Origin of the sequence: Streptomyces sp. UW30 (genome assembly GCF_008042075.1) — a bacterium.
Taxonomy (GTDB): domain Bacteria; phylum Actinomycetota; class Actinomycetes; order Streptomycetales; family Streptomycetaceae; genus Streptomyces.
Genome location: NZ_RDBN01000033.1, coordinates 48,376 through 64,965 on the forward strand (window position 1 = coordinate 48,376; position 16,590 = coordinate 64,965).

Below are 16,590 nucleotides of genomic sequence, written 5' to 3' on the forward strand. Positions count from 1 at the left end.
GCGGTTCACCGCGTGAGAGGCACCGGGACGTGGCGCAGCTTGGTAGCGCACTTGACTGGGGGTCAAGGGGTCGCAGGTTCAAATCCTGTCGTCCCGACCATGCGGAAATGCAGGTCGGAGGCCGTTCTCTCCTGAGTGAGAGGACGGCCTTGCGTGCGTCCGGAGCCATGGTGGAGCTGGAGAGGTTACCTGCGCGTCGCTGCCGTCTCGTCACGGTTCACCGTGCGAAGGAGGCTGCTTCCGCTCGACGTTCGCGCAGACAGTCCGACTCGCTCTCGCCGGCCGAGGCGGCCCCGCCCCGAAGGAAGGCGGCGTTCACCGGGGTGCCTGTTACGCAGTCCCTCGGCTACGCCGTACACGTCTCCGACCCCATGCCGATCAGCGTCACCGAACCCCTGCCCAACGGCGAAGAGCGCACCTTCCAGCCGATCTCGACCACCCTCGTCCACGGCGAGCGGGACGCCGTCCTCATCGACCCGCCGTTCACCGCGGGCCAGATCGAGGAGGTCGCCGCATGGGTGGCCGCCGGCGGGAAGAACATCATCGCCATCATCGCCACCCACGGGCACGGCGATCACTGGTTCGGCGACAACGAGTTCGCCGAGCGGTTCGATGCGCCTGTCGTGGCCACCGCCGGCACCATCGCCGTCATGCACGGCAACGTGGAAGCCCGGCCGTTCGCCTGGGACAAACTCTGGCCCGGGCTGATCCCCGACGCCCCGGTCACCGCCGTCACCGTCCCCGACAACACCCTCACCCTCGAAGGGCATGACCTGCACCTCGTCGAGGTCGGCCACACCGACACCGAGCAGACGAGCGTCCTGCACGTCCCCGACCTCGGCCTCGTGGTCGCCGGCGACGCGCTCTACAACGGCGCCCACATGTACATCGGCGAGTCGGCCGGAGGCGGCCTGGACGCCTGGCGCGGCGCCATCAGCACCGTCGAGGCCCTGGCGCCCCGCTACATCGTCGCCGGCCACAAGAACAAGGACCTCGACGACGACGCCCCCCGCGTCATCGCCGAGTCCCGCCAGTACCTCGACGACGCCGAGGCGGCACTGGAGGAGTGCTCCTCCGCGACCGAGTTCTTCCACACGATGGTCGACCGCCACCCCGATCTCCCCTACGGCAGGACCCTCCTGTGGATCGGCGCGAAGACGATCTACGCCCTGCGCGAGCCGGGGGCCGACCCCGTCGCCGCCTCGGTGGGCGGCTGGTTCTAGCAGGCACCAGCCGGGAACCCTGTTCATCCATCTGCCCGAGCAGAGGATCGGCGTGGCCCGCTACGCCGTCGACCCGGCCGGGGCCCGGCGCCTATGGACGCTCTCCGAGGGGATGATCGCCGCCGGCCCCGGCCACTGACGTGCTCCGCCTAGGACGGCTGGTGGATCTCCGTGACGATCGTGTAGAGCTCGATGATGACGCCGCCCTTGGTGCGGGCGATGTCCATGCCCCTGACCGTCGGGGGTTGACCGTCGGCCGGGCCGTACTCGAAACCGAGGTGGCCGATGTCGTCGAGCTCGGACGCGGCGCCTGCGGGGCGGAAGACCCAGTCCGGGTTCTCGGCGCGCAACTCCGTGGCGCGGCGCGCGAGTTCCGTGCGCCCGTGGATGACGCGGTCCGGTTCGTGCCACACCACGTCTTCGGCGTAGTTCTCGGCGATGACCGCGGCTCGGCGGTCCGGGTCGGGTTCGTTGAACACCATGAGCAGGTTGACTCGCATCAGGGCGGCGGGGGATTCGGTCATGGTGAGTCCGTTCGGCTGGGATGGTCGGTCGCGGTGGCGGGGGTGCACCGGTCCGCGCGGCCGAGTGGGTCAGGTCACGACGGCCGGGGCTGTGCGCAGCGGAGCGAGAGCCGAGGTCCAGGCGATGACCTGGTCGAGCATGGTGTGCAGCGCGTGCAGGCTGTGGTCGCCGGGTTCGAAGACGCTGAAGTCCTGGAAGTCGTGGAACAGGGAGAGCGTGACTTGCTGGCGTACGTCGGCCATTTGGAGCTCGGCGGCGACCAGGCGCAGCTGTTCGGTGGAGCGTGCGCCGCCCGCGACGCCGTAGGAGACCAGGCCGAGGGCCTTGTTGTTCCACTCGGCGTAGAGGTAGTCCAGGGCGTTCTTCAGAACACCGGGGACGCCGTGGTTGTACTCGGGGGTCACGATGACGAATCCGTCGTACGCGGCGATGGTCTCGGCCCAGCGTCGGGTGTGCTCGTTCTGGTACTGGCCGAGGGAGGGCGGCATGGGCTCGTCGAGGTGGGGGAGGGGGTGGTCGCGCAGGTCGAGTAGCTCGAAGCCGGCGTCGGTCCTGCGTGAGGCGTGGTCGAGGACCCAGCGCGCCACCTGGTCTCCGACGCGGTTGGGCCGGGTGCTGCCGAGGATGATGCCGATGGTGGGCATGGTTGGCCTGCCTCTTCGTGGTGCAGCGTCGTGCGGGGGTTGCCCGCAGCGGTTCGGTCAACTCGGCACGGCGGCCGATGAGGCGACGGCGGCGGCGAAGTCCGGCTGCACGCCGAGCTGGGCGAGCATGACGCTGACGCCGACGTAGCAGTTGCAGAGAATCCATTCAATCTTTTGATTGAAATTATGGGCAAGGGGTGGGCGCCATGTCAAGCTAATGATTGAATTCATTGTGATGTCGGCAGGCGCGGCTCATTCGCCGATGTCAGGCGCCTTCCGGACTCGCTTACCGGACTCCCTGAAGCGCGCCGGCCACCACGGGGATGAGCATCCGCTCCACCTGTTCTGCGGGTTCGGCGGCAAGCTCGGCCCCGATGGGTGCCAGTGCGAGCCAGTTCAGCATCCCGGCCGCACAGCGGACACGGAAGACGAGCTCCGGCTCGTCGGCCTCGGGAAGGTTCGCCGCAAGTACCCGCACGGCCTGCCGTCGGGCCTGCTCGAACTTCCCGGCCAGCCTCTCCCACCCCTCGGGCGGATCGATTCCGACCCGCGCCACGGTTCGTATCACGGCCAGATCCCGCCCCCCGGCCGTGAGTGCGGTCAGCATCGGCCGGGCGAACGCCTCGGCCAGCTCGCTCAGCGTCGCGCTCCCGGGCAGAGCGTCGAGCTCCCGGATCTGCGCGTCCAGGTAGCGCTCCAGCGCGTGCTCGATCGCCACCTCGCACAGTGCCTTCAGTGATCCGAAGTGGTAGCTCACTGCGGCTACGTTGGCTCCGGCGTTCTGGGTGATCTCGCGGAGGGTCACCCCCTCCTGCCCTCGCTGTGCGAGCAGTTCGAGAGCGGCCGCCAGCAGATCGTCCCGCGTGCGCTGACCGGCCTCGCGGCGAAGGTCCGTTTTCTCTGGCTTCACGAGAGAACTCAAGCGACTGCTTGACTTCATTGTCAAGTGCGCGCTTGAACTGGACTTCCGGAGGGTGGCGGACTCAGTCCCGGCCGAGCGGGAGTTCCGCCCAGTGGCAGGTCTCGCCCGAGTGCACATGGACACCGCACTGTGCCGCCAGCGCGTCGACGATGTCGAGGCCGCGGCCGTGCTCGTCCGGGTCGACCGTGGGATCCGCCGGCCCGGCCGGCGCCGAGGGTCCGAGGTCGGTCACCTCGACGCGTACCGTTCCGCATCCGTCCAGCCGGCTCCGCGAGAGCGTCAGCGTGGCCGGGGGCAAGGCGTGCACGATGGCGTTGGTGAGCAGCTCCGAGACCACGAGCAGGACGTCCGCCGCGCAGTCCGCCGTCAGGTTCCAGTCGGACAGGGCCGTACGTACCCGTCGACGTACGCCGGCGACGGCCCCCGGGACGTGCGGCAGGGAAAAGACGTGTTCGACCTCCCCGCGAGGCGCCGCGTCGAGCTGCGCTGTTGTCATCCGTCCTCCTCCTTGGGGAAGCCCTGCTTACCGGCTGCCGACGAAGGAACGTTAAAGACGGAAATACCATCGGTCAACGAACATGGGTCGGCATTACCGAACGAGGGTCCCAAAGCGGAAAAACCGGGACTACCATCGCATCATGGCCGGCCCAGTCCAGTCCATCGAGCGGGCGGCGGCGATCCTGCGACTGCTCGCCGGTGGATCCCGTCGGCTGGGACTCGGGGAAGTGGCCTCATCGCTGGGGCTCGCCAAGGGCACCGCCCACGGAATCCTACGCACCCTGCAACACGTGGACTTCGTCGAGCAGGATCCGGCGACCGGAAAGTACCAGCTCGGGGCCGCCCTGCTGCATCTGGGCACCAGCTACCTCGACGTCAACGAACTGCGTTCGCGCTCCATCAACTGGGCCGACGCCCTGGCCGCCCGCAGCGGGGAGGCCGTCCGGCTCGGCACACCCCTGGAGGGCAGGGTGCTCGTCATCCACCACGTCTTCCGGCCGGACGACACCCTCCAGACCCTGGACGTCGGCGCCCTGCTGCCCCTGCACGCCTCCTCGCTCGGCAAGGTCCTGCTGGCCTACGGAGCGACGCCCGTAGAGCCGCTGCTGGAGCACGAACCGGAGTCGTACACCCGGCACACCCTGGTCCACCCGAGCGAGCTGAACCGGGCGCTCGGCGAGATACGGGATCTCGGGTGGGGCGCCGAGGTGCAGGAGATGAGCATGGGCGAAGCCGGAATCGCCGCGCCGATCCGGGGACAGGGCGGACTCGTGGTGGGCGCGATCGGAGTGTCCGGCGCCGTCGAGCGGATCTGCGACACCAAAGGCCGGCCTCAACCGGCCCTGATCACCGTGTTGCGGGAGGCGGCACGCGCGATCTCCAGAGACCTGGGCGCGGCTCGCTGGTAGGCCCCCAGCACCTCCGCGACACATCGGAAGGCAGGGCCGATCATGGTTGAACGGTATGTGATGTCCATCGACCAGGGCACCACGTCCACCCGCTGCATCCTGTTCGACCACGGCGGGCGGCTGGTGTCGGTCGCCCAGCGGGAACATCAGCAGTTCTTCCCGCGGCCCGGCTGGGTGGAGCACGACGCCGTCGAGATCTGGCGCAACCTCCAGCGCGTCGTCCCCGAGGCGCTGTCGAACGCCGGGATCGACGCGAGCCAGATCTCGGCCATCGGGATCGCCAACCAGCGTGAGACGACCGTGCTCTGGGACCCGCGGACCGGGGTCCCGCTGGTCCGGGCGATCGTCTGGCAGGACACCCGCACCGCCCCGCTCGTCGACGAGCTCAGGAGAGACCCCGGGGAGGACTTCTTCCTCGACCGCTGCCGCCTGCCCCCGTCGACGTACTTCTCCGCGCCCCGGATCCGCTGGCTGTTCGACAACGTCGACGGGCTGGAGCAGCGCGCACAGAGCGGCGAGGTGCTGTTCGGCACCATCGAGAGCTGGCTGATCTGGAACCTCACCGGAGGCACCGACGGCGGCCTGCACATCACCGACGCCACCAACGCCAGCCGCACCATGCTCATGGACATCCGCACGCTGACCTGGGACGCGGAGCTCATGGACTTCTTCGGCGTGCCACACGCGATGCTGCCGGAGATCCGCTCCTCGGCGGAGAACTACGGCGAGGCACGTGCCCTGCTCCCCGGCGTGCGCATCACGGCGGCCCTCGGCGACCAGCAGGCGGCCCTGTTCGGCCAGACGTGCTTCTCGCCGGGCGAGGCGAAGTGCACCTACGGCACCGGCAGCTTCCTGGTGATGAACACCGGCACCGACCTCGTACGCTCCGAACACGGGCTGCTGACGACGGTCGCGTACAAGATCGGGGACCAGCCCACCATCTACGCGCTGGAGGGCCCGATCGCCGTCACCGGGTCGCTGGTGCAGTGGTTCCGCGACCGGCTGGGCCTGATCCACAGCGCCCCCGAGATCGAGACGCTGGCCCGCACCGTCGAGGACAACGGCGGCTGCTACATCGTCCCCGCGTTCTCCGGCCTGTTCGCACCGCACTGGCGCAGCGACGCCCGCGGTGTGATCGTCGGCCTCACGTCGTACATCACCAAGGGCCACCTCGCCCGGGCCGTCCTGGAGGCCACGGGCTGGCAGACCCGGGAGGTCGTCGACGCCATGAACGCCGACTCCGCGCTCGCCCTGAAGCAGCTCAAGGTGGACGGCGGCATGACGTCCGACCACCTGCTGATGCAGATCCTGGCCGACGTGCTCGACGTACCCGTCGTACGACCCCTCGTCGCCGAGACCGTGTCCCTGGGCGCCGCCTACGCCGCGGGCCTCGCGGCCGGCTACTGGCCGGACCTCCAGGTCCTGCGGCGCAACTGGCACCGGGCCGCTCAGTGGCTGCCCGACATGGATCCCGAACGGCGGGACTGGGAGTACGAGTGCTGGCAGCGGGCCGTCGAGCGGTCGCTGGGGTGGATCCAGCCACCGAAGCGGCCGTGACCCGCCGGCCCCGGTTCACATCCTGTCGTCCCGACGGTTGTGCCCAGCGGGTCTGCCGCCGACCGCAGACCCGCTGGGTGCCCGGCCCCCGGCCGGTCGTGGTCCCGTACCTCAGCGCGTGACCAGCAGCCCCCGCCCGCGCAGCACCCGCCGCTCCAACGGGCTGAAGATCAGCAGGTCGATGGCGATGCCGACGAGCAGGATCAGGAAGATGGCCAGGAAGACCTGGGCCATGCTGCTGTTGTTGCGGCCGTTCTCCAGCAACTGGCCGAGACCGACGCCGAGATCGGGCGAGGAGGCGATGATCTCCGCCGCCATCAGTGAACGCCAGGAGAAAGCCCAGCCCTGCTTCAGACCCGCCAGGTAGCCGGGAAGCGCCGCCGGCATCACCACGTGCCGCGCCTCGCTCAGACCCCTCGCGCCCAGGGTGCGCCCGGCGCGCAGGAACAGCGGCGGGATCTGGTCGATGCCCGCGACGAGGCCGTTGGCGATGGACGGGACCGCGCCGAGCAGGATCACCGCGTACATCATCGAGTTGTTCAGGCCCAGCCAGAGCACGGCGGGCGGCACCCAGGCCACCGAAGGCAGGGACTGGAGACCGGACAGGATCGGTCCGATCGCCGCGCGCACGAACCTCACCCGGGCCACCAGCAGGCCCAGCGGCGTACCGATGGCCAGCGCCAGCAGGAAGCCGAGCAGCCCGCGTGAGACGGATGTCCAGATGTAGTCGAGCAGCGTGCCCTGGAGCCAGGCCTCGCGCACTTCGCCCCAGACGTCGGACGGCGAGGGCAGCTTGTACTCGGGGACGACCTCGGCCCACACCAGCAGCTGCCAGACCACCAGCACCAGCGCGACTGCCGTGACGGGCGGGAGCACCTTGCGGGTCAGGGTCTCGCGCAGTGACGTACGGCGGACCTGTACGGAGTCCAGCGCGTCGAGGCCGGCCTCCAGTCCGGCGAGGTCTTCGGCGCCGTTCTTCTTGATGGCGACCTTGACGTCGTTCTCGACGTCGGCGCCGTTGTCAGTGCCGGCCATGGCGGCGGATCTCCCCACGCAGTTCTTCGGTGATCTCGGCGGACAGTTCGGCGACCGCCGCGTCCTCGATGCGACGCGGCTGCGGAATGCCGACCGTCCATTCCCGGGCGATACGGCCCGGGCGCGAGGACAGCAGGACGACGCGCTGCGCCAGCCGTACCGCCTCGCGCACGTTGTGCGTCACGAACAGCACCGACACGCCCGTCTCCCGCCAGATACGCGTGAGTTCGTCGTGCAGCACGTCACGGGTGATCGCGTCCAGCGCGGCGAACGGCTCGTCCATCAGCAGCAGTCGGCTGTCCTGGGCGAGCGCCCGCGCCAGCGCGACCCGCTGGCGCATACCGCCCGACAGTTCGTGCACCCGCTTGCCGTACGAGCCCTTCAGCCGCACGAGTTCGAGCAGCCGCTCCGCCTCCTGGCGGCGCTCCGCCTTCGCGACCCCGCGCAGTTTCAGCGCGAGTTCGATGTTCTTGCCCGCGGTCAGCCACGGGAACAGCGCGTGCTCCTGGAACATCAGGGCGGGCCGGCCGTCCGTGCCGATCGAGCCGGCGGACGGCAGGTCCAGCCCCGCGACCAGGTTGAGCAGGGTGGACTTGCCGCAGCCCGAGGCCCCCAGGAGGGTGACGAACTCGCCCGGTGCGACATCGAGCGTGATGTCGTCGAGGACGAGCTGCTGCCCGGCGGGGCCGGCGAAGGACTTCGAGACGTGCTCGATACGGGCGGCGTAGGGCACCGCCGTGGCGTCCTTGGCGACCTCGGTGGTCGTGGCCGTCGTGGTGGCCATGGTCGTCACCTCCTGGGAACTCAACGGGTGCGGTGGATCCGTTACTTGACGCCGAGACCGGCGTCGTCGACCTCGTCCTTGCCCTCGGCCTTGAGGACCTTGTTCAGCGGCGCGAGGTCGTAGATGCCCTTCAGGTCGGGCTCCTCCAGCAGCCCGGCCTTCACCGCGTGCTCCGCCTCGGTGCCGAGGGTGGCGGCCAGCGGGTCGTCCAGGAAGGTGATCGACTTCCAGGCCGGGTCGATGACCTCGGCGGGCAGGGCCTTGCCGGAGAGCGCCTCAAGGGCCTTGTTCGCGGAGGCCTTGGCCTTGTCCGGGTTGGCGTTGATCCAGGCGTTGGTCTTCACCGAACCGCGCAGCACGGCCTCGACGATGTCCGGGTGATCCTTCAGGAAGCTCTGCGACACGATGATGTTCGTGATCACGAACTTCTTGTCCGGCCACAGGTCGGCCTCGTCGAGCAGTACCTTGCCGCCCTCTGCGACCAGCTTGGAGGCGGTCGGCTCGGGCACCCAGGCACCGTCGATCGAGCCGGACTTGTAGGCGTCCGGCGTGATCTTGTTGTCGGTGCGGACGACGGACACGTCACCCTTGCCGCTCTCGGCGTCGACCTTCCAGCCCTGCTCGGAGATCCAGTTGAGCAGCGCCACGTCCTGGGTGTTGCCGAGCTGCGGTGTGGCGATCTTCTTGCCCTTGACGTCCTTGACGGACTTGATCTTCTCCGGGTTGACGACGAGCTTCACACCGCCCGAGGCCGAGCCGGAGATGATGCGCAGGTTCTTGCCGGCCGCCTTGGTGTAGCCGTTGATCGAGGGGGACGGGCCGATCCAGCCGATGTCGYTGGAGCCCGAGTTCAGCGCCTCGATCTCCGACGGACCCGCGTTGAAGGTGGAGGGCTTGATCTTGGTGCCGCCGAGCTCCTTCTGGAGCAGGCCCTCCTGAACGCCCACCAGCGCGGTGGCGTGGGTGAGGTTGGGGAAGTAGCCGATCTTCACCTCGTCGGCGGACAGCTTCTTGGCGTCCGCCGCGACCTCGGCCTGCTTGCCGTCGTCGGTGGACTCGGCGCCGTAGCCGCAGGCGGTCAGCAGCAGGGGGAGCGCCGCTACGACGGCGAAGGTACGCAGGGCGGTGAGCGGTCTTGCGGCAGACACGGAGGTGTCCTCTCAGGGAAGGTGATCAGGGAGATGCGGCAACGGAGCGTGGAGCCCGTCGGTGTGCACCGGCACACCACTCGCCCGCCGTCCGGGATGGGGCGGCAGGGAGCGCAGCGGTGTGGGGGGACGCGTGGGGGGCTTGCGCGCAGAGTCTCAGACGAGGCGACAGATGGCGCTGGACGTACGGCCGAGGTCGATGTGGCGGCGTGACGTCAGAAGAGGCAGCGACAGATCTGCGTGGTCGCGCGTTCTCATGGCCACCCCACCCCACAGATTCCTAGTTTTCCTACCTGGTTGATGGGGATCGTGGCAGAAGGTTGCGCCAACCCCAAGGGGTTGATCACATAGTGGACACTGTCATCTTATTATTTGGGACGCCCGAGGTCAGGGCATGCAGCAGTGCACGCGCCACCGCGTCGTTCTGCCGGAAGGCGGGGGCGTTGGTCCGCGGGCGCGCGAAGGCGGCGACGGCCCGGCTGTTGGTCGGGGCGCCGAGGGCGATGCGGCGGGGATGGGTGCCGCCGAGGGACGGGTCGACGACGTGGCCGTCGGTGGGGGAGACGGCGAGCAGACCGGAGCGGTGCGTGTGGGTGGGGTCGGCGATGATCTCCTCGGTGAGAGCGCCGGCCCGGTGCAGGTCACGCAGGAGCGGATCCTCCGTGCGGTCGAGGGAGGCGCCGGGCAGATACGCCTCGATCAGGGCGGTGGCGTGGACGGTGTGGCCGGGCACCGTGGGACCGGTCGCGGTGAAGGTGCCGGTGTCCTCGTCGGTGCCGATCCGGACACCGGCGCCCAGGAAGTGGACGATCCCGGCCCGGGACAGGGCCAGCAGCTGGCGCAGCCGGAAGCCGGGCGGGCCGGAGGCCAGGAAGCTGAAGAACCCGTGCCACCAGCCGTCGAGCTGCTCGGCGACGGACCGCGCGGTCAGCCGGCCCGCCGCGACCAGCCGGGGCAGCTGCCCGTAGACGGAGAGCAGGGCGAGGAACGCCCCCAGGTCGGCGCTGAACTCCGGGTCCTCACGGCGGGCGACATCCTGGGCGATGTGCTCCCGCAGGTGATCCTGGAACGCCTCCGGCGTCGGGAAGGCGAGGCCGTCCAGCGGATGGTCCAGGGCCTCGAAGTCCAGACGGTCCGCCGGGTCCGGTACGGCCGTGCCGACGAGCCCGGCCATCTCCTCGGCGTACCAGTCGAGACGGTCGTACGCGGCCACGAAGTCCGGCCAGGGGAGGGCGGTGCGCTCGGGATGGGCATGGAAGAGCTCGTGGTAGTGCCCGAACCCGATCTCCTTCGCCATCAGCGGCCACACGTCGCGCCGCAGATCCAGCGCGCGCCCCTCGGCGAGCAGCGCGTCGACCGCCTCGGGCCCGAAGTGGCGCGGCAACGCTGGCCGGGGGCCCTGGAGCTGGTAGCGGGTCTTGGAGTGGTACGGCACACCCCGCCGCGATCCGACGTGCAGGACGGGCTCGCGGCCGGACGGGAGGTAGGTCAGGGTGCCGTCGGCCTCGGTGCGGAAGGCGCCGCCGCGGCCCTCGGTGAGCATCGCCATCAGGTCGATGAAGGCGAGCCCGAATCCGCGCAGGACGACCGGCTCGCCGGGGCGCAGCGCCGACAGGTCTGCGTCCGCCGAGAACTCCGGCGGGAGGTGGAAGCGGCCGTGCCGGCGGGCGAAGGCGGCGTGCTCACGGTGCTCGGCGGCGGGGGTGGAGCCGAGGTGCCCCTGGGCGAGCACCACCAGGTCCGCGGTGAGCGGGGTGGCGCGGTCGGCGAGGTGCACCTGTTGCGGGCCGTCCGGCGGACCGGTGACCGCGGTCGCGGTGGTGCGGTGCCACTCGACCGTGACGGTGGGCGGCAGCTCGGCCAGCGCCCGGCGGAACACCCAGTCCAGATAGGCGCTCTGGGCGCGGCGGGTGGGGAAGTCGCTCCCGGCCAGCGAGCGCAGCTCGGCGAGCACGTCCGGGTCGGCGGGTTCGGCGTACGGGGCATGGCGCGGGCCCGTGCCGGAGAACTGCGCGGCCCACTCGGCGAGCGAGGGTCCCGGCCGTACCGGACCGTCGATGGTGGACGACTCGTCGGTGAACATCGTGACGTCCTCGGCCATGGAGTTCATCCGCAGCAGCGCCGACTGCTCCTGGCGCCAGATCCGTCCCGGGCCGGGCGGGTGCGGGTCGACCAGATGGATCCGCAACTCCCTTGCTCCGTCCCACAGTTCGGGTGCGTTGGCGGCGATGCGCTCCAGGAGACCCGTGGCACGCGGGCCCGCGCCGACGACGACCAGGACGGCCGTGTCAGGGGTGCCGCTCACCGGTCGCCGCCGATCGCCGGGCGGGCGTCGGACGCCGTCGCCGCGCTCAGCCGGAGGCGTACGGCGGTGAGGTGGCCGCGCAGCCGCTGGAGCGGAGTGGGCGGCAGAGCACGGGAGTTGCCGCGCGCGTAGTACCGCTCGACGTAGAACTGGCCGGCGCTCAGCACCGTGGTGACCGCGATGTACCACAGGGTGGCGACCATCAGCAGCGGGATGATCTGGTAGGTCTGGTTGTAGATCAGCTGCACCGAGTACAGCAGGTCGTGCACGGCCAGCACGCTGACGATGCTGGTGCCCTTGAGGGTGCCGATCAGCATGTTCCCGGCCGTCGGCACGATGGAGCGCATCGCCTGGGGGACCACGATCCGGCGGAGGGTGCGGCGTCTGCTCAGGCCCAGTGCCTGGGCCGCCTCGGTCTGCCCGGAGTCCACGGAGAGGATGCCGCCGCGCACCACCTCGGCGGCGTAGGCGGACTCGTGCAGGGTCAGGCCGATGACGGCGGTGAGGGTCGGACCGAGCAGGTTGACCGTCTTGACGGTGAGGAACTGCGGGCCGAAGGGGATGCCGAGGCCGAGCGTCGGATACAGGGCGCCGATGTTGAACCAGAACAGCAGCTGCACCAGCAGCGGAGTGGAGCGGAAGATCCACACATAGCCCCAACTCAGCGTGCGCAGCACCGGGTTGGCGGACAGCCGCATGACCGCGAGCAGGGTGCCGAGCAGAAAGCCGAGCACCATCACCACGGCGGTCAGCCACAGGGAGAGCAGCAGTCCGTCGAGCACGGCGGAGGTGGTGAAGTACCGGCCCACCACATCCCACTGGAAGGCGTCGTTGCGGATCACCGAGTTGAGCACCATCGCGAAGACCAGCAGGGCGACGGCGGCGGTCAGCCACCGTCCGGCGTGCCGGCGCGGCACGATCCGCGGTGGGTCGGTGGCGCGTACGGGGGGACTCTTCGTTGCAGGACCGGACGTGAGATCGGGTGACGTGACCATGGGGAGGCTCTCCGGGGGAGGGAACGCAGGCGTGGGTGACCCGGTGGCACTCGGTGCGGCCGGGGTTCGGCGTCGTCACGCTCGCCGCGTCCCTCAACGCGGCCGGAGAGGCAGCCGCACAACGCGGAGCCGATCCGCCGTCGATCGTATGTGCCCATGGCATCCACGTGTCAACAGCGCGCTGCGCGGCCCTGTTCGGGCCGGTCCGGGATCCGGGCGCTGCTTGACGGGACGCGTGATGTCCTGCTCAATTGGTCCCATGAATGCCCAGCAGCGCTTGGTCACGCGCGATCACATCGACTTCTGTCGAGTGTGCTCCGCCGCGTGTTGCGCCTGACTCGGCAGCGGGCCCTCTGACCGGCCCTTCCCTCCCTCGGTGACCCCGTCGCGGGCCGAGTCCTCCCTTCGTGCGCTGCCGTAGCACCGTCTTCCGACGCCTGGCGTCATCACGCATCTGATGGACCATCATTCCTGCCTGCGTGCAGGGCGGTTGAGTCATGCCCGCCCACGCGCCGCACTGCCCGAAAGGTCACCTCCATGCCCGTGGAGTTCCTCGGCATCGCCGCCACCAACGACGGCTCCGAAACCACGCCGCGTTCCGGCGCCGCCTTCGACAAGGACTACACGCTCCGGCTCGCCCGGGCGCACGAGGACCACGGCTGGGACCGGGTGCTGTTCGCCTACGGCTCCGGATCGCCGGACCCCGCACCGGCCGCCGCGTACATCGCGAGCAGGCTGGAGCACCTCCAGATCCTGCTCGCCCACCGGCCCAACGTCTCCTACCCCACCTTCGCCGCCAAGACCTTCGCCACCCTCGACCAGATCAGCGAGGGCCGGCTGACGGTGCACTTCATCACCGGCGGCAACGACCACGAGCAGGGCCGCGAGGGCGACACCCTCACCAAGGACGAGCGCTACGCCCGCACCCTCGAGTACATCCGCATCGTCAAGAAGATCTGGACCACCCACGAGCCCTTCGACCACGAGGGCGAGCACTACCGCTTCCACGACTTCGTCAGCGACGTCTTCCCCGTCCAGCAGCCCCGCCCCGGCGTGTCGTTCGGCGGCTCCTCGCCCGCCGCGTACGCCGCCGGAGGCGCCGAGGCCGACATCTACTGCCTGTGGGGCGAGCCGCTCGCGAAGACCGCCGAGCAGATCGAGAACGTGAAGGCCGCCGCGAAGGCCGCGGGCCGCACCGACGTGCCCCGCATCCAGGTCGCCTTCCGCCCGATCATCGCCCCGACCGAGGAACTGGCCTGGGAGAAGGCCCACCGCACGGTCGGCGCGATCAAGGCCCGCAGGGAGCGGGGCGAGGCGATCACCAAGCGCCACAACGGGCACGCCCAGCCGCAGAACACCGGTTCGCAGCGGCTGCTCGCCATCGCCGAGGCCGGCGAACGCTACGACCGTGCCCTGTGGACCCCGACCGCCGCCGCGACCGGTGGCGCGGGCAACTCCAACGCCCTGGTCGGCACCCCGGAGACGGTCGCCCAGGCGCTCCTCGACTACTACGACCTCGGCGTCGACATCCTCTCCGCGCGCGGCTACGACCTGCTGGACGACGCCGTCGACTTCGGCCGGTACGTGATCCCGATCGTCCGCGGGGAGGTCGCCAAGCGCGATGCCGAGCGGGCCGCACGCGGGACGCAGACGCTCGAGGCGGTGAACGGATGACCTCCGCCCCCGAGTTGACGGTCATTCACGTCCCCGTCGCCGACCCACGGGTCAGACCCCTGCTGAGCGAACTGGTCCACGAGTACTCCACGCGCTACGGCAAGGACGCGCACGCCGAGATCTCCCGCTACCCCGACGAGGAGTTCACCGAAGCGCATGGCGGTCTGCTCCTGCTGCTGCTGGAGCGCGGCGAGCCCGTGGCGGGCGGCGCCTTCCGTCGCTACGACGCTGACACGGCCGAACTGAAGCGGATCTGGACCCACTCCGCCCACCGCCGCCGCGGCCTCGCCCGCCGTGTCGTGGCCGAGCTGGAGCGCGAGGCGGGAACACGCGGATACCGGCGCATCTACCTGACCACCGGGCCGCGCCAGCCCGAGGCCCGCGGCCTGTACCTAGCCACCGGCTACACGGCGCTGTTCGACACGGAGGCCGACCCGGAGACGATCGGCCCGCTGCCCTTCGAGAAGCACCTCGCAGCGCGGGGACACACGGGAAAGGCCCCCGACCAGTGAACATCCGCACGATCAGAACCCGTCTGCGCGCCACCGCCGCCCTCGCGCTGCTCCCGTTGCTGGCCCTGACCGCCTGCGGCTCCGGCGACACCGACGGCACGGCGGCGGTGGGCGCCCAGGCCTCACCCGCACCGACCGACGACCCAGTCGCCGCCGTGCGCAAGGTCGACTCCGCCGCCGCCCTGCTCCCCGCCGACGTACGCAAGGCGGGCACGCTGCGCGTCGGCAGTTCGATCGGGTTCCCGCCCGGGGCGTACTACCCGGGCGGCACGGACAAGGCGCCCGCCGGACAGGACATCGACCTCGCCGACGCCGTGGCCAAGGTGCTCGGAGTGAAGCTGGAGCGCCAGGACGCCTCCTTCGAGACGATCCTGCCCGCGCTCGGCAGCGGCAAGTACGACTTCGGCACCGGCAACTTCGGCGTCACGAGCGAGCGCCTCAAGACCATCGACTTCGTCACCTACATCAACGACGGCCAGGGCTTCGCGGTGAAGAAGGGCAACACCGCCCTCAGGACGAAGGTCACCGACCTCACCCAGCTGTGCGGGCTGACCATCGGCACCGGCGCCGGCACCACCTTCGAGGCGACCCTCAGCGCGCAGAAGGGCGTGTGCGCGAAGGCGGGCAAGAAGCCGTACGACGTGAAGGTCTACTCGGAGAACGCGGCCACCCTCACCGCGCTCCAGCAGGGCCGTATCGACGTGATCATGTCGACCATCAACGGCCTGCGCTACCAGGCCGCACAGCCCGCCTCCCAGACCGCGTTCCTCGGCGAGTTCCACCGCCTCGACGTCGGCTTCGCCTTCAAGAAGGGCTCGCCGCTCACCAAGGCGTTCCAGACGGCTGTCAACGAGCTGATCGAGGACGGCACCTACGCCCGGATCCTGAAGAAGTGGGGCACCGACCCCTCCGCGATCGACGCGTCGCGGATCAACCCGCCCGAGCACACATGAGCGACGTCATGGTCGACGTCCACGACGTCCACAAGAGCTTCGGCCCGCTGGAGGTGCTGCGCGGCGTCGACCTGCAGGTCCGGGCCGGAGAGGTCACCGTGATCCTCGGCCCCTCCGGCTCCGGGAAGTCCACGCTGCTGCGCACCATCAACCACCTGGAGAAGGTCAACCGCGGCTGGATCAGCATCGACGGCGAGCTCATCGGCTACCGCCGCGTGGGGAACAAGCTGCACGAGCTGAAGGAGAAGGAGGTTCTGCGGCAGCGCACCCACATCGGGTTCGTCTTCCAGAACTTCAACCTCTTCCCGCATCTGACCGTGCTGGACAACCTCGTCGAGGCCCCCGTCTCCGCGCTGCGCCAACCGCGCAGGGAGGCGGAGGAGACGGCCCGCCGGCTCCTCGACCGGGTCGGCCTCGCCGACAAGGCCGACGCCTACCCACGGCAGCTCTCCGGCGGCCAGCAGCAGCGCGTGGCCATCGCCCGCGCGCTCGCCCTGGCACCGAAGGTGCTGCTCTTCGACGAGCCCACCTCGGCGCTGGACCCGGAGCTGGTCGGTGAAGTCCTCGATGTCATCAAGGACTTGGCCGGCACGGGCACCACCATGATCGTCGTGACCCATGAGATCGGCTTCGCGCGCGAAGTCGCCGACACGGTGGTGTTCATGGACGACGGTGTCGTCGTGGAACAGGGGCCGCCGGCCGCCGTCCTGGACAACCCGCGCCAGGAGCGGACCCGCGCCTTCCTCTCGAAGGTTCTCTGACCGAGCGAGTCGGCAGTGGAATTCCGTCAACAGCCGTACTCTCTCGCGCCGTTGTGACCGCAGCCCGGCTCACACTGTTGACCTCTCTGCCCAGGCCCGGTCAGGTCACGGTCACCGGATGCCGGACCACGGCGTCTTTTTTTTTT

The 16,590-nt window shown here is 69.9% G+C and carries 18 protein-coding genes and 1 tRNA gene; 8 read left to right on the forward strand and 11 right to left on the reverse strand.

Annotation, left to right across the window (positions count from 1 at the left end; all coding sequences use genetic code 11):
- The first annotated feature begins 23 nt into the window (after window positions 1–23).
- Window positions 24–100 (forward strand) — tRNA-Pro (locus tag EAO75_RS15425).
- Between the two features lie 223 nt (window positions 101–323).
- Window positions 324–1,223 carry an MBL fold metallo-hydrolase gene (locus EAO75_RS15435; protein ID WP_147995637.1) on the forward strand — a complete coding sequence of 300 codons (900 nt, stop codon included), beginning with the start codon at window positions 324–326 and terminating at the stop codon, window positions 1,221–1,223.
- A gap of 149 nt (window positions 1,224–1,372) precedes the next feature.
- Here EAO75_RS15435 and EAO75_RS15440 read toward each other — a convergent pair whose 3' ends face one another.
- The 5 genes from EAO75_RS15440 to EAO75_RS15460 all read right to left on the reverse strand — a co-directional run bounded on the left by EAO75_RS15440 (window position 1,373) and on the right by EAO75_RS15460 (window position 3,810).
- On the reverse strand, window positions 1,373–1,747 hold the full coding sequence (locus EAO75_RS15440; protein ID WP_147995638.1) for a nuclear transport factor 2 family protein: 375 nt from the start codon (window positions 1,745–1,747) through the stop codon (window positions 1,373–1,375).
- Between the two features lie 69 nt (window positions 1,748–1,816).
- Window positions 1,817–2,392, reverse strand: coding sequence for an NADPH-dependent FMN reductase (locus EAO75_RS15445; RefSeq protein ID WP_147995639.1), 576 nt, complete (start codon window positions 2,390–2,392; stop codon window positions 1,817–1,819).
- Between the two features lie 57 nt (window positions 2,393–2,449).
- On the reverse strand, window positions 2,450–2,623 hold the full coding sequence (locus EAO75_RS45875) for a hypothetical protein (RefSeq protein WP_187284455.1): 174 nt from the start codon (window positions 2,621–2,623) through the stop codon (window positions 2,450–2,452).
- A 55-nt stretch (window positions 2,624–2,678) separates the two neighbouring features.
- Window positions 2,679–3,302 (reverse strand): TetR/AcrR family transcriptional regulator, encoded by a 624-nt coding sequence (locus EAO75_RS15455; RefSeq protein ID WP_261989306.1) that lies wholly within the window; start codon window positions 3,300–3,302, stop codon window positions 2,679–2,681.
- A gap of 73 nt (window positions 3,303–3,375) precedes the next feature.
- Window positions 3,376–3,810 (reverse strand): ATP-binding protein, encoded by a 435-nt coding sequence (locus tag EAO75_RS15460; RefSeq protein WP_147995641.1) that lies wholly within the window; start codon window positions 3,808–3,810, stop codon window positions 3,376–3,378.
- Window positions 3,811–3,952: 142 nt separating this feature from the next.
- Between EAO75_RS15460 and EAO75_RS15465 the strand changes: the two genes are divergently transcribed.
- A complete protein-coding gene (locus tag EAO75_RS15465; protein WP_147995642.1) occupies window positions 3,953–4,720 on the forward strand; it encodes an IclR family transcriptional regulator in 768 nt (255 codons plus the stop codon).
- A gap of 42 nt (window positions 4,721–4,762) precedes the next feature.
- A complete protein-coding gene (glpK, locus tag EAO75_RS15470) occupies window positions 4,763–6,277 on the forward strand; it encodes a glycerol kinase GlpK (RefSeq protein ID WP_147995643.1) in 1,515 nt (504 codons plus the stop codon).
- Between the two features lie 111 nt (window positions 6,278–6,388).
- Here the strand turns inward: glpK and EAO75_RS15475 are convergent, their stop codons facing one another.
- The 6 genes from EAO75_RS15475 to EAO75_RS15495 all read right to left on the reverse strand — a co-directional run bounded on the left by EAO75_RS15475 (window position 6,389) and on the right by EAO75_RS15495 (window position 12,544).
- Window positions 6,389–7,312 (reverse strand): ABC transporter permease, encoded by a 924-nt coding sequence (locus EAO75_RS15475; RefSeq protein ID WP_261989307.1) that lies wholly within the window; start codon window positions 7,310–7,312, stop codon window positions 6,389–6,391.
- Window positions 7,299–8,096, reverse strand: a complete 798-nt coding sequence (locus tag EAO75_RS15480) for an ABC transporter ATP-binding protein (protein WP_147995644.1) — start codon at window positions 8,094–8,096, stop codon at window positions 7,299–7,301. The genes EAO75_RS15475 and EAO75_RS15480 overlap by 14 nt, the downstream gene beginning before the upstream one ends.
- A gap of 41 nt (window positions 8,097–8,137) precedes the next feature.
- Entirely contained in the window at window positions 8,138–9,244 is a 1,107-nt protein-coding gene (locus tag EAO75_RS15485; protein WP_147995645.1) for an aliphatic sulfonate ABC transporter substrate-binding protein, read from the reverse strand.
- Window positions 9,245–9,400: 156 nt separating this feature from the next.
- A complete protein-coding gene (locus EAO75_RS48570) occupies window positions 9,401–9,502 on the reverse strand; it encodes a putative leader peptide (protein ID WP_351187250.1) in 102 nt (33 codons plus the stop codon).
- An 85-nt stretch (window positions 9,503–9,587) separates the two neighbouring features.
- The gene (locus tag EAO75_RS15490; RefSeq protein ID WP_147995646.1) at window positions 9,588–11,549 is read right to left on the reverse strand and encodes an FAD/NAD(P)-binding protein; all 1,962 of its coding nucleotides are present in this window, start codon (window positions 11,547–11,549) and stop codon (window positions 9,588–9,590) included.
- Window positions 11,546–12,544: an amino acid ABC transporter permease gene (locus tag EAO75_RS15495; RefSeq protein WP_147995647.1), complete on the reverse strand. Its 999-nt coding sequence runs from the start codon at window positions 12,542–12,544 to the stop codon at window positions 11,546–11,548. The genes EAO75_RS15490 and EAO75_RS15495 overlap by 4 nt, the downstream gene beginning before the upstream one ends.
- Before the next feature lie 537 nt (window positions 12,545–13,081).
- On the opposite strand from EAO75_RS15495, the gene EAO75_RS15500 reads away from it, so the two are divergent.
- The 4 genes from EAO75_RS15500 to EAO75_RS15515 are packed head-to-tail and all read left to right on the forward strand — an operon-like array spanning window position 13,082 to window position 16,444.
- Window positions 13,082–14,218, forward strand: coding sequence for an LLM class flavin-dependent oxidoreductase (locus tag EAO75_RS15500; protein ID WP_147995648.1), 1,137 nt, complete (start codon window positions 13,082–13,084; stop codon window positions 14,216–14,218).
- On the forward strand, window positions 14,215–14,730 hold the full coding sequence (locus EAO75_RS15505; protein ID WP_147995649.1) for a GNAT family N-acetyltransferase: 516 nt from the start codon (window positions 14,215–14,217) through the stop codon (window positions 14,728–14,730). Before EAO75_RS15500 ends, EAO75_RS15505 begins: the two co-directional genes overlap by 4 nt.
- Window positions 14,731–14,732: 2 nt before the next feature.
- Complete coding sequence (locus EAO75_RS15510) at window positions 14,733–15,683, forward strand: ABC transporter substrate-binding protein (RefSeq protein WP_147996017.1); 951 nt, start codon at window positions 14,733–14,735, stop codon at window positions 15,681–15,683.
- Window positions 15,680–16,444, forward strand: coding sequence for an amino acid ABC transporter ATP-binding protein (locus EAO75_RS15515; RefSeq protein WP_147995650.1), 765 nt, complete (start codon window positions 15,680–15,682; stop codon window positions 16,442–16,444). Before EAO75_RS15510 ends, EAO75_RS15515 begins: the two co-directional genes overlap by 4 nt.
- Window positions 16,445–16,590: the final 146 nt, after the last annotated feature.

What these genes read in the sequence shown, in the direction of transcription:
- EAO75_RS15440 (WP_147995638.1), bottom strand. Translation starts at nt 1,747, where the DNA reads ATGACCGAATCCCCCGCCGCCCTGATGCGAGTCAACCTGCTCATGGTG.
- EAO75_RS15445 (WP_147995639.1), bottom strand. Translation starts at nt 2,392, where the DNA reads ATGCCCACCATCGGCATCATCCTCGGCAGCACCCGGCCCAACCGCGTC.
- EAO75_RS45875 (WP_187284455.1), bottom strand. Translation starts at nt 2,623, where the DNA reads ATGAATTCAATCATTAGCTTGACATGGCGCCCACCCCTTGCCCATAAT.
- EAO75_RS15460 (WP_147995641.1), bottom strand. Translation starts at nt 3,810, where the DNA reads ATGACAACAGCGCAGCTCGACGCGGCGCCTCGCGGGGAGGTCGAACAC.
- EAO75_RS15465 (WP_147995642.1), top strand. Translation starts at nt 3,953, where the DNA reads ATGGCCGGCCCAGTCCAGTCCATCGAGCGGGCGGCGGCGATCCTGCGA.
- glpK (WP_147995643.1), top strand. Translation starts at nt 4,763, where the DNA reads ATGGTTGAACGGTATGTGATGTCCATCGACCAGGGCACCACGTCCACC.
- EAO75_RS15475 (WP_261989307.1), bottom strand. Translation starts at nt 7,312, where the DNA reads ATGGCCGGCACTGACAACGGCGCCGACGTCGAGAACGACGTCAAGGTC.
- EAO75_RS15480 (WP_147995644.1), bottom strand. Translation starts at nt 8,096, where the DNA reads ATGGCCACCACGACGGCCACGACCACCGAGGTCGCCAAGGACGCCACG.
- EAO75_RS48570 (WP_351187250.1), bottom strand. Translation starts at nt 9,502, where the DNA reads ATGAGAACGCGCGACCACGCAGATCTGTCGCTGCCTCTTCTGACGTCA.
- EAO75_RS15495 (WP_147995647.1), bottom strand. Translation starts at nt 12,544, where the DNA reads ATGGTCACGTCACCCGATCTCACGTCCGGTCCTGCAACGAAGAGTCCC.
- EAO75_RS15500 (WP_147995648.1), top strand. Translation starts at nt 13,082, where the DNA reads ATGCCCGTGGAGTTCCTCGGCATCGCCGCCACCAACGACGGCTCCGAA.
- EAO75_RS15505 (WP_147995649.1), top strand. Translation starts at nt 14,215, where the DNA reads ATGACCTCCGCCCCCGAGTTGACGGTCATTCACGTCCCCGTCGCCGAC.
- EAO75_RS15515 (WP_147995650.1), top strand. Translation starts at nt 15,680, where the DNA reads ATGAGCGACGTCATGGTCGACGTCCACGACGTCCACAAGAGCTTCGGC.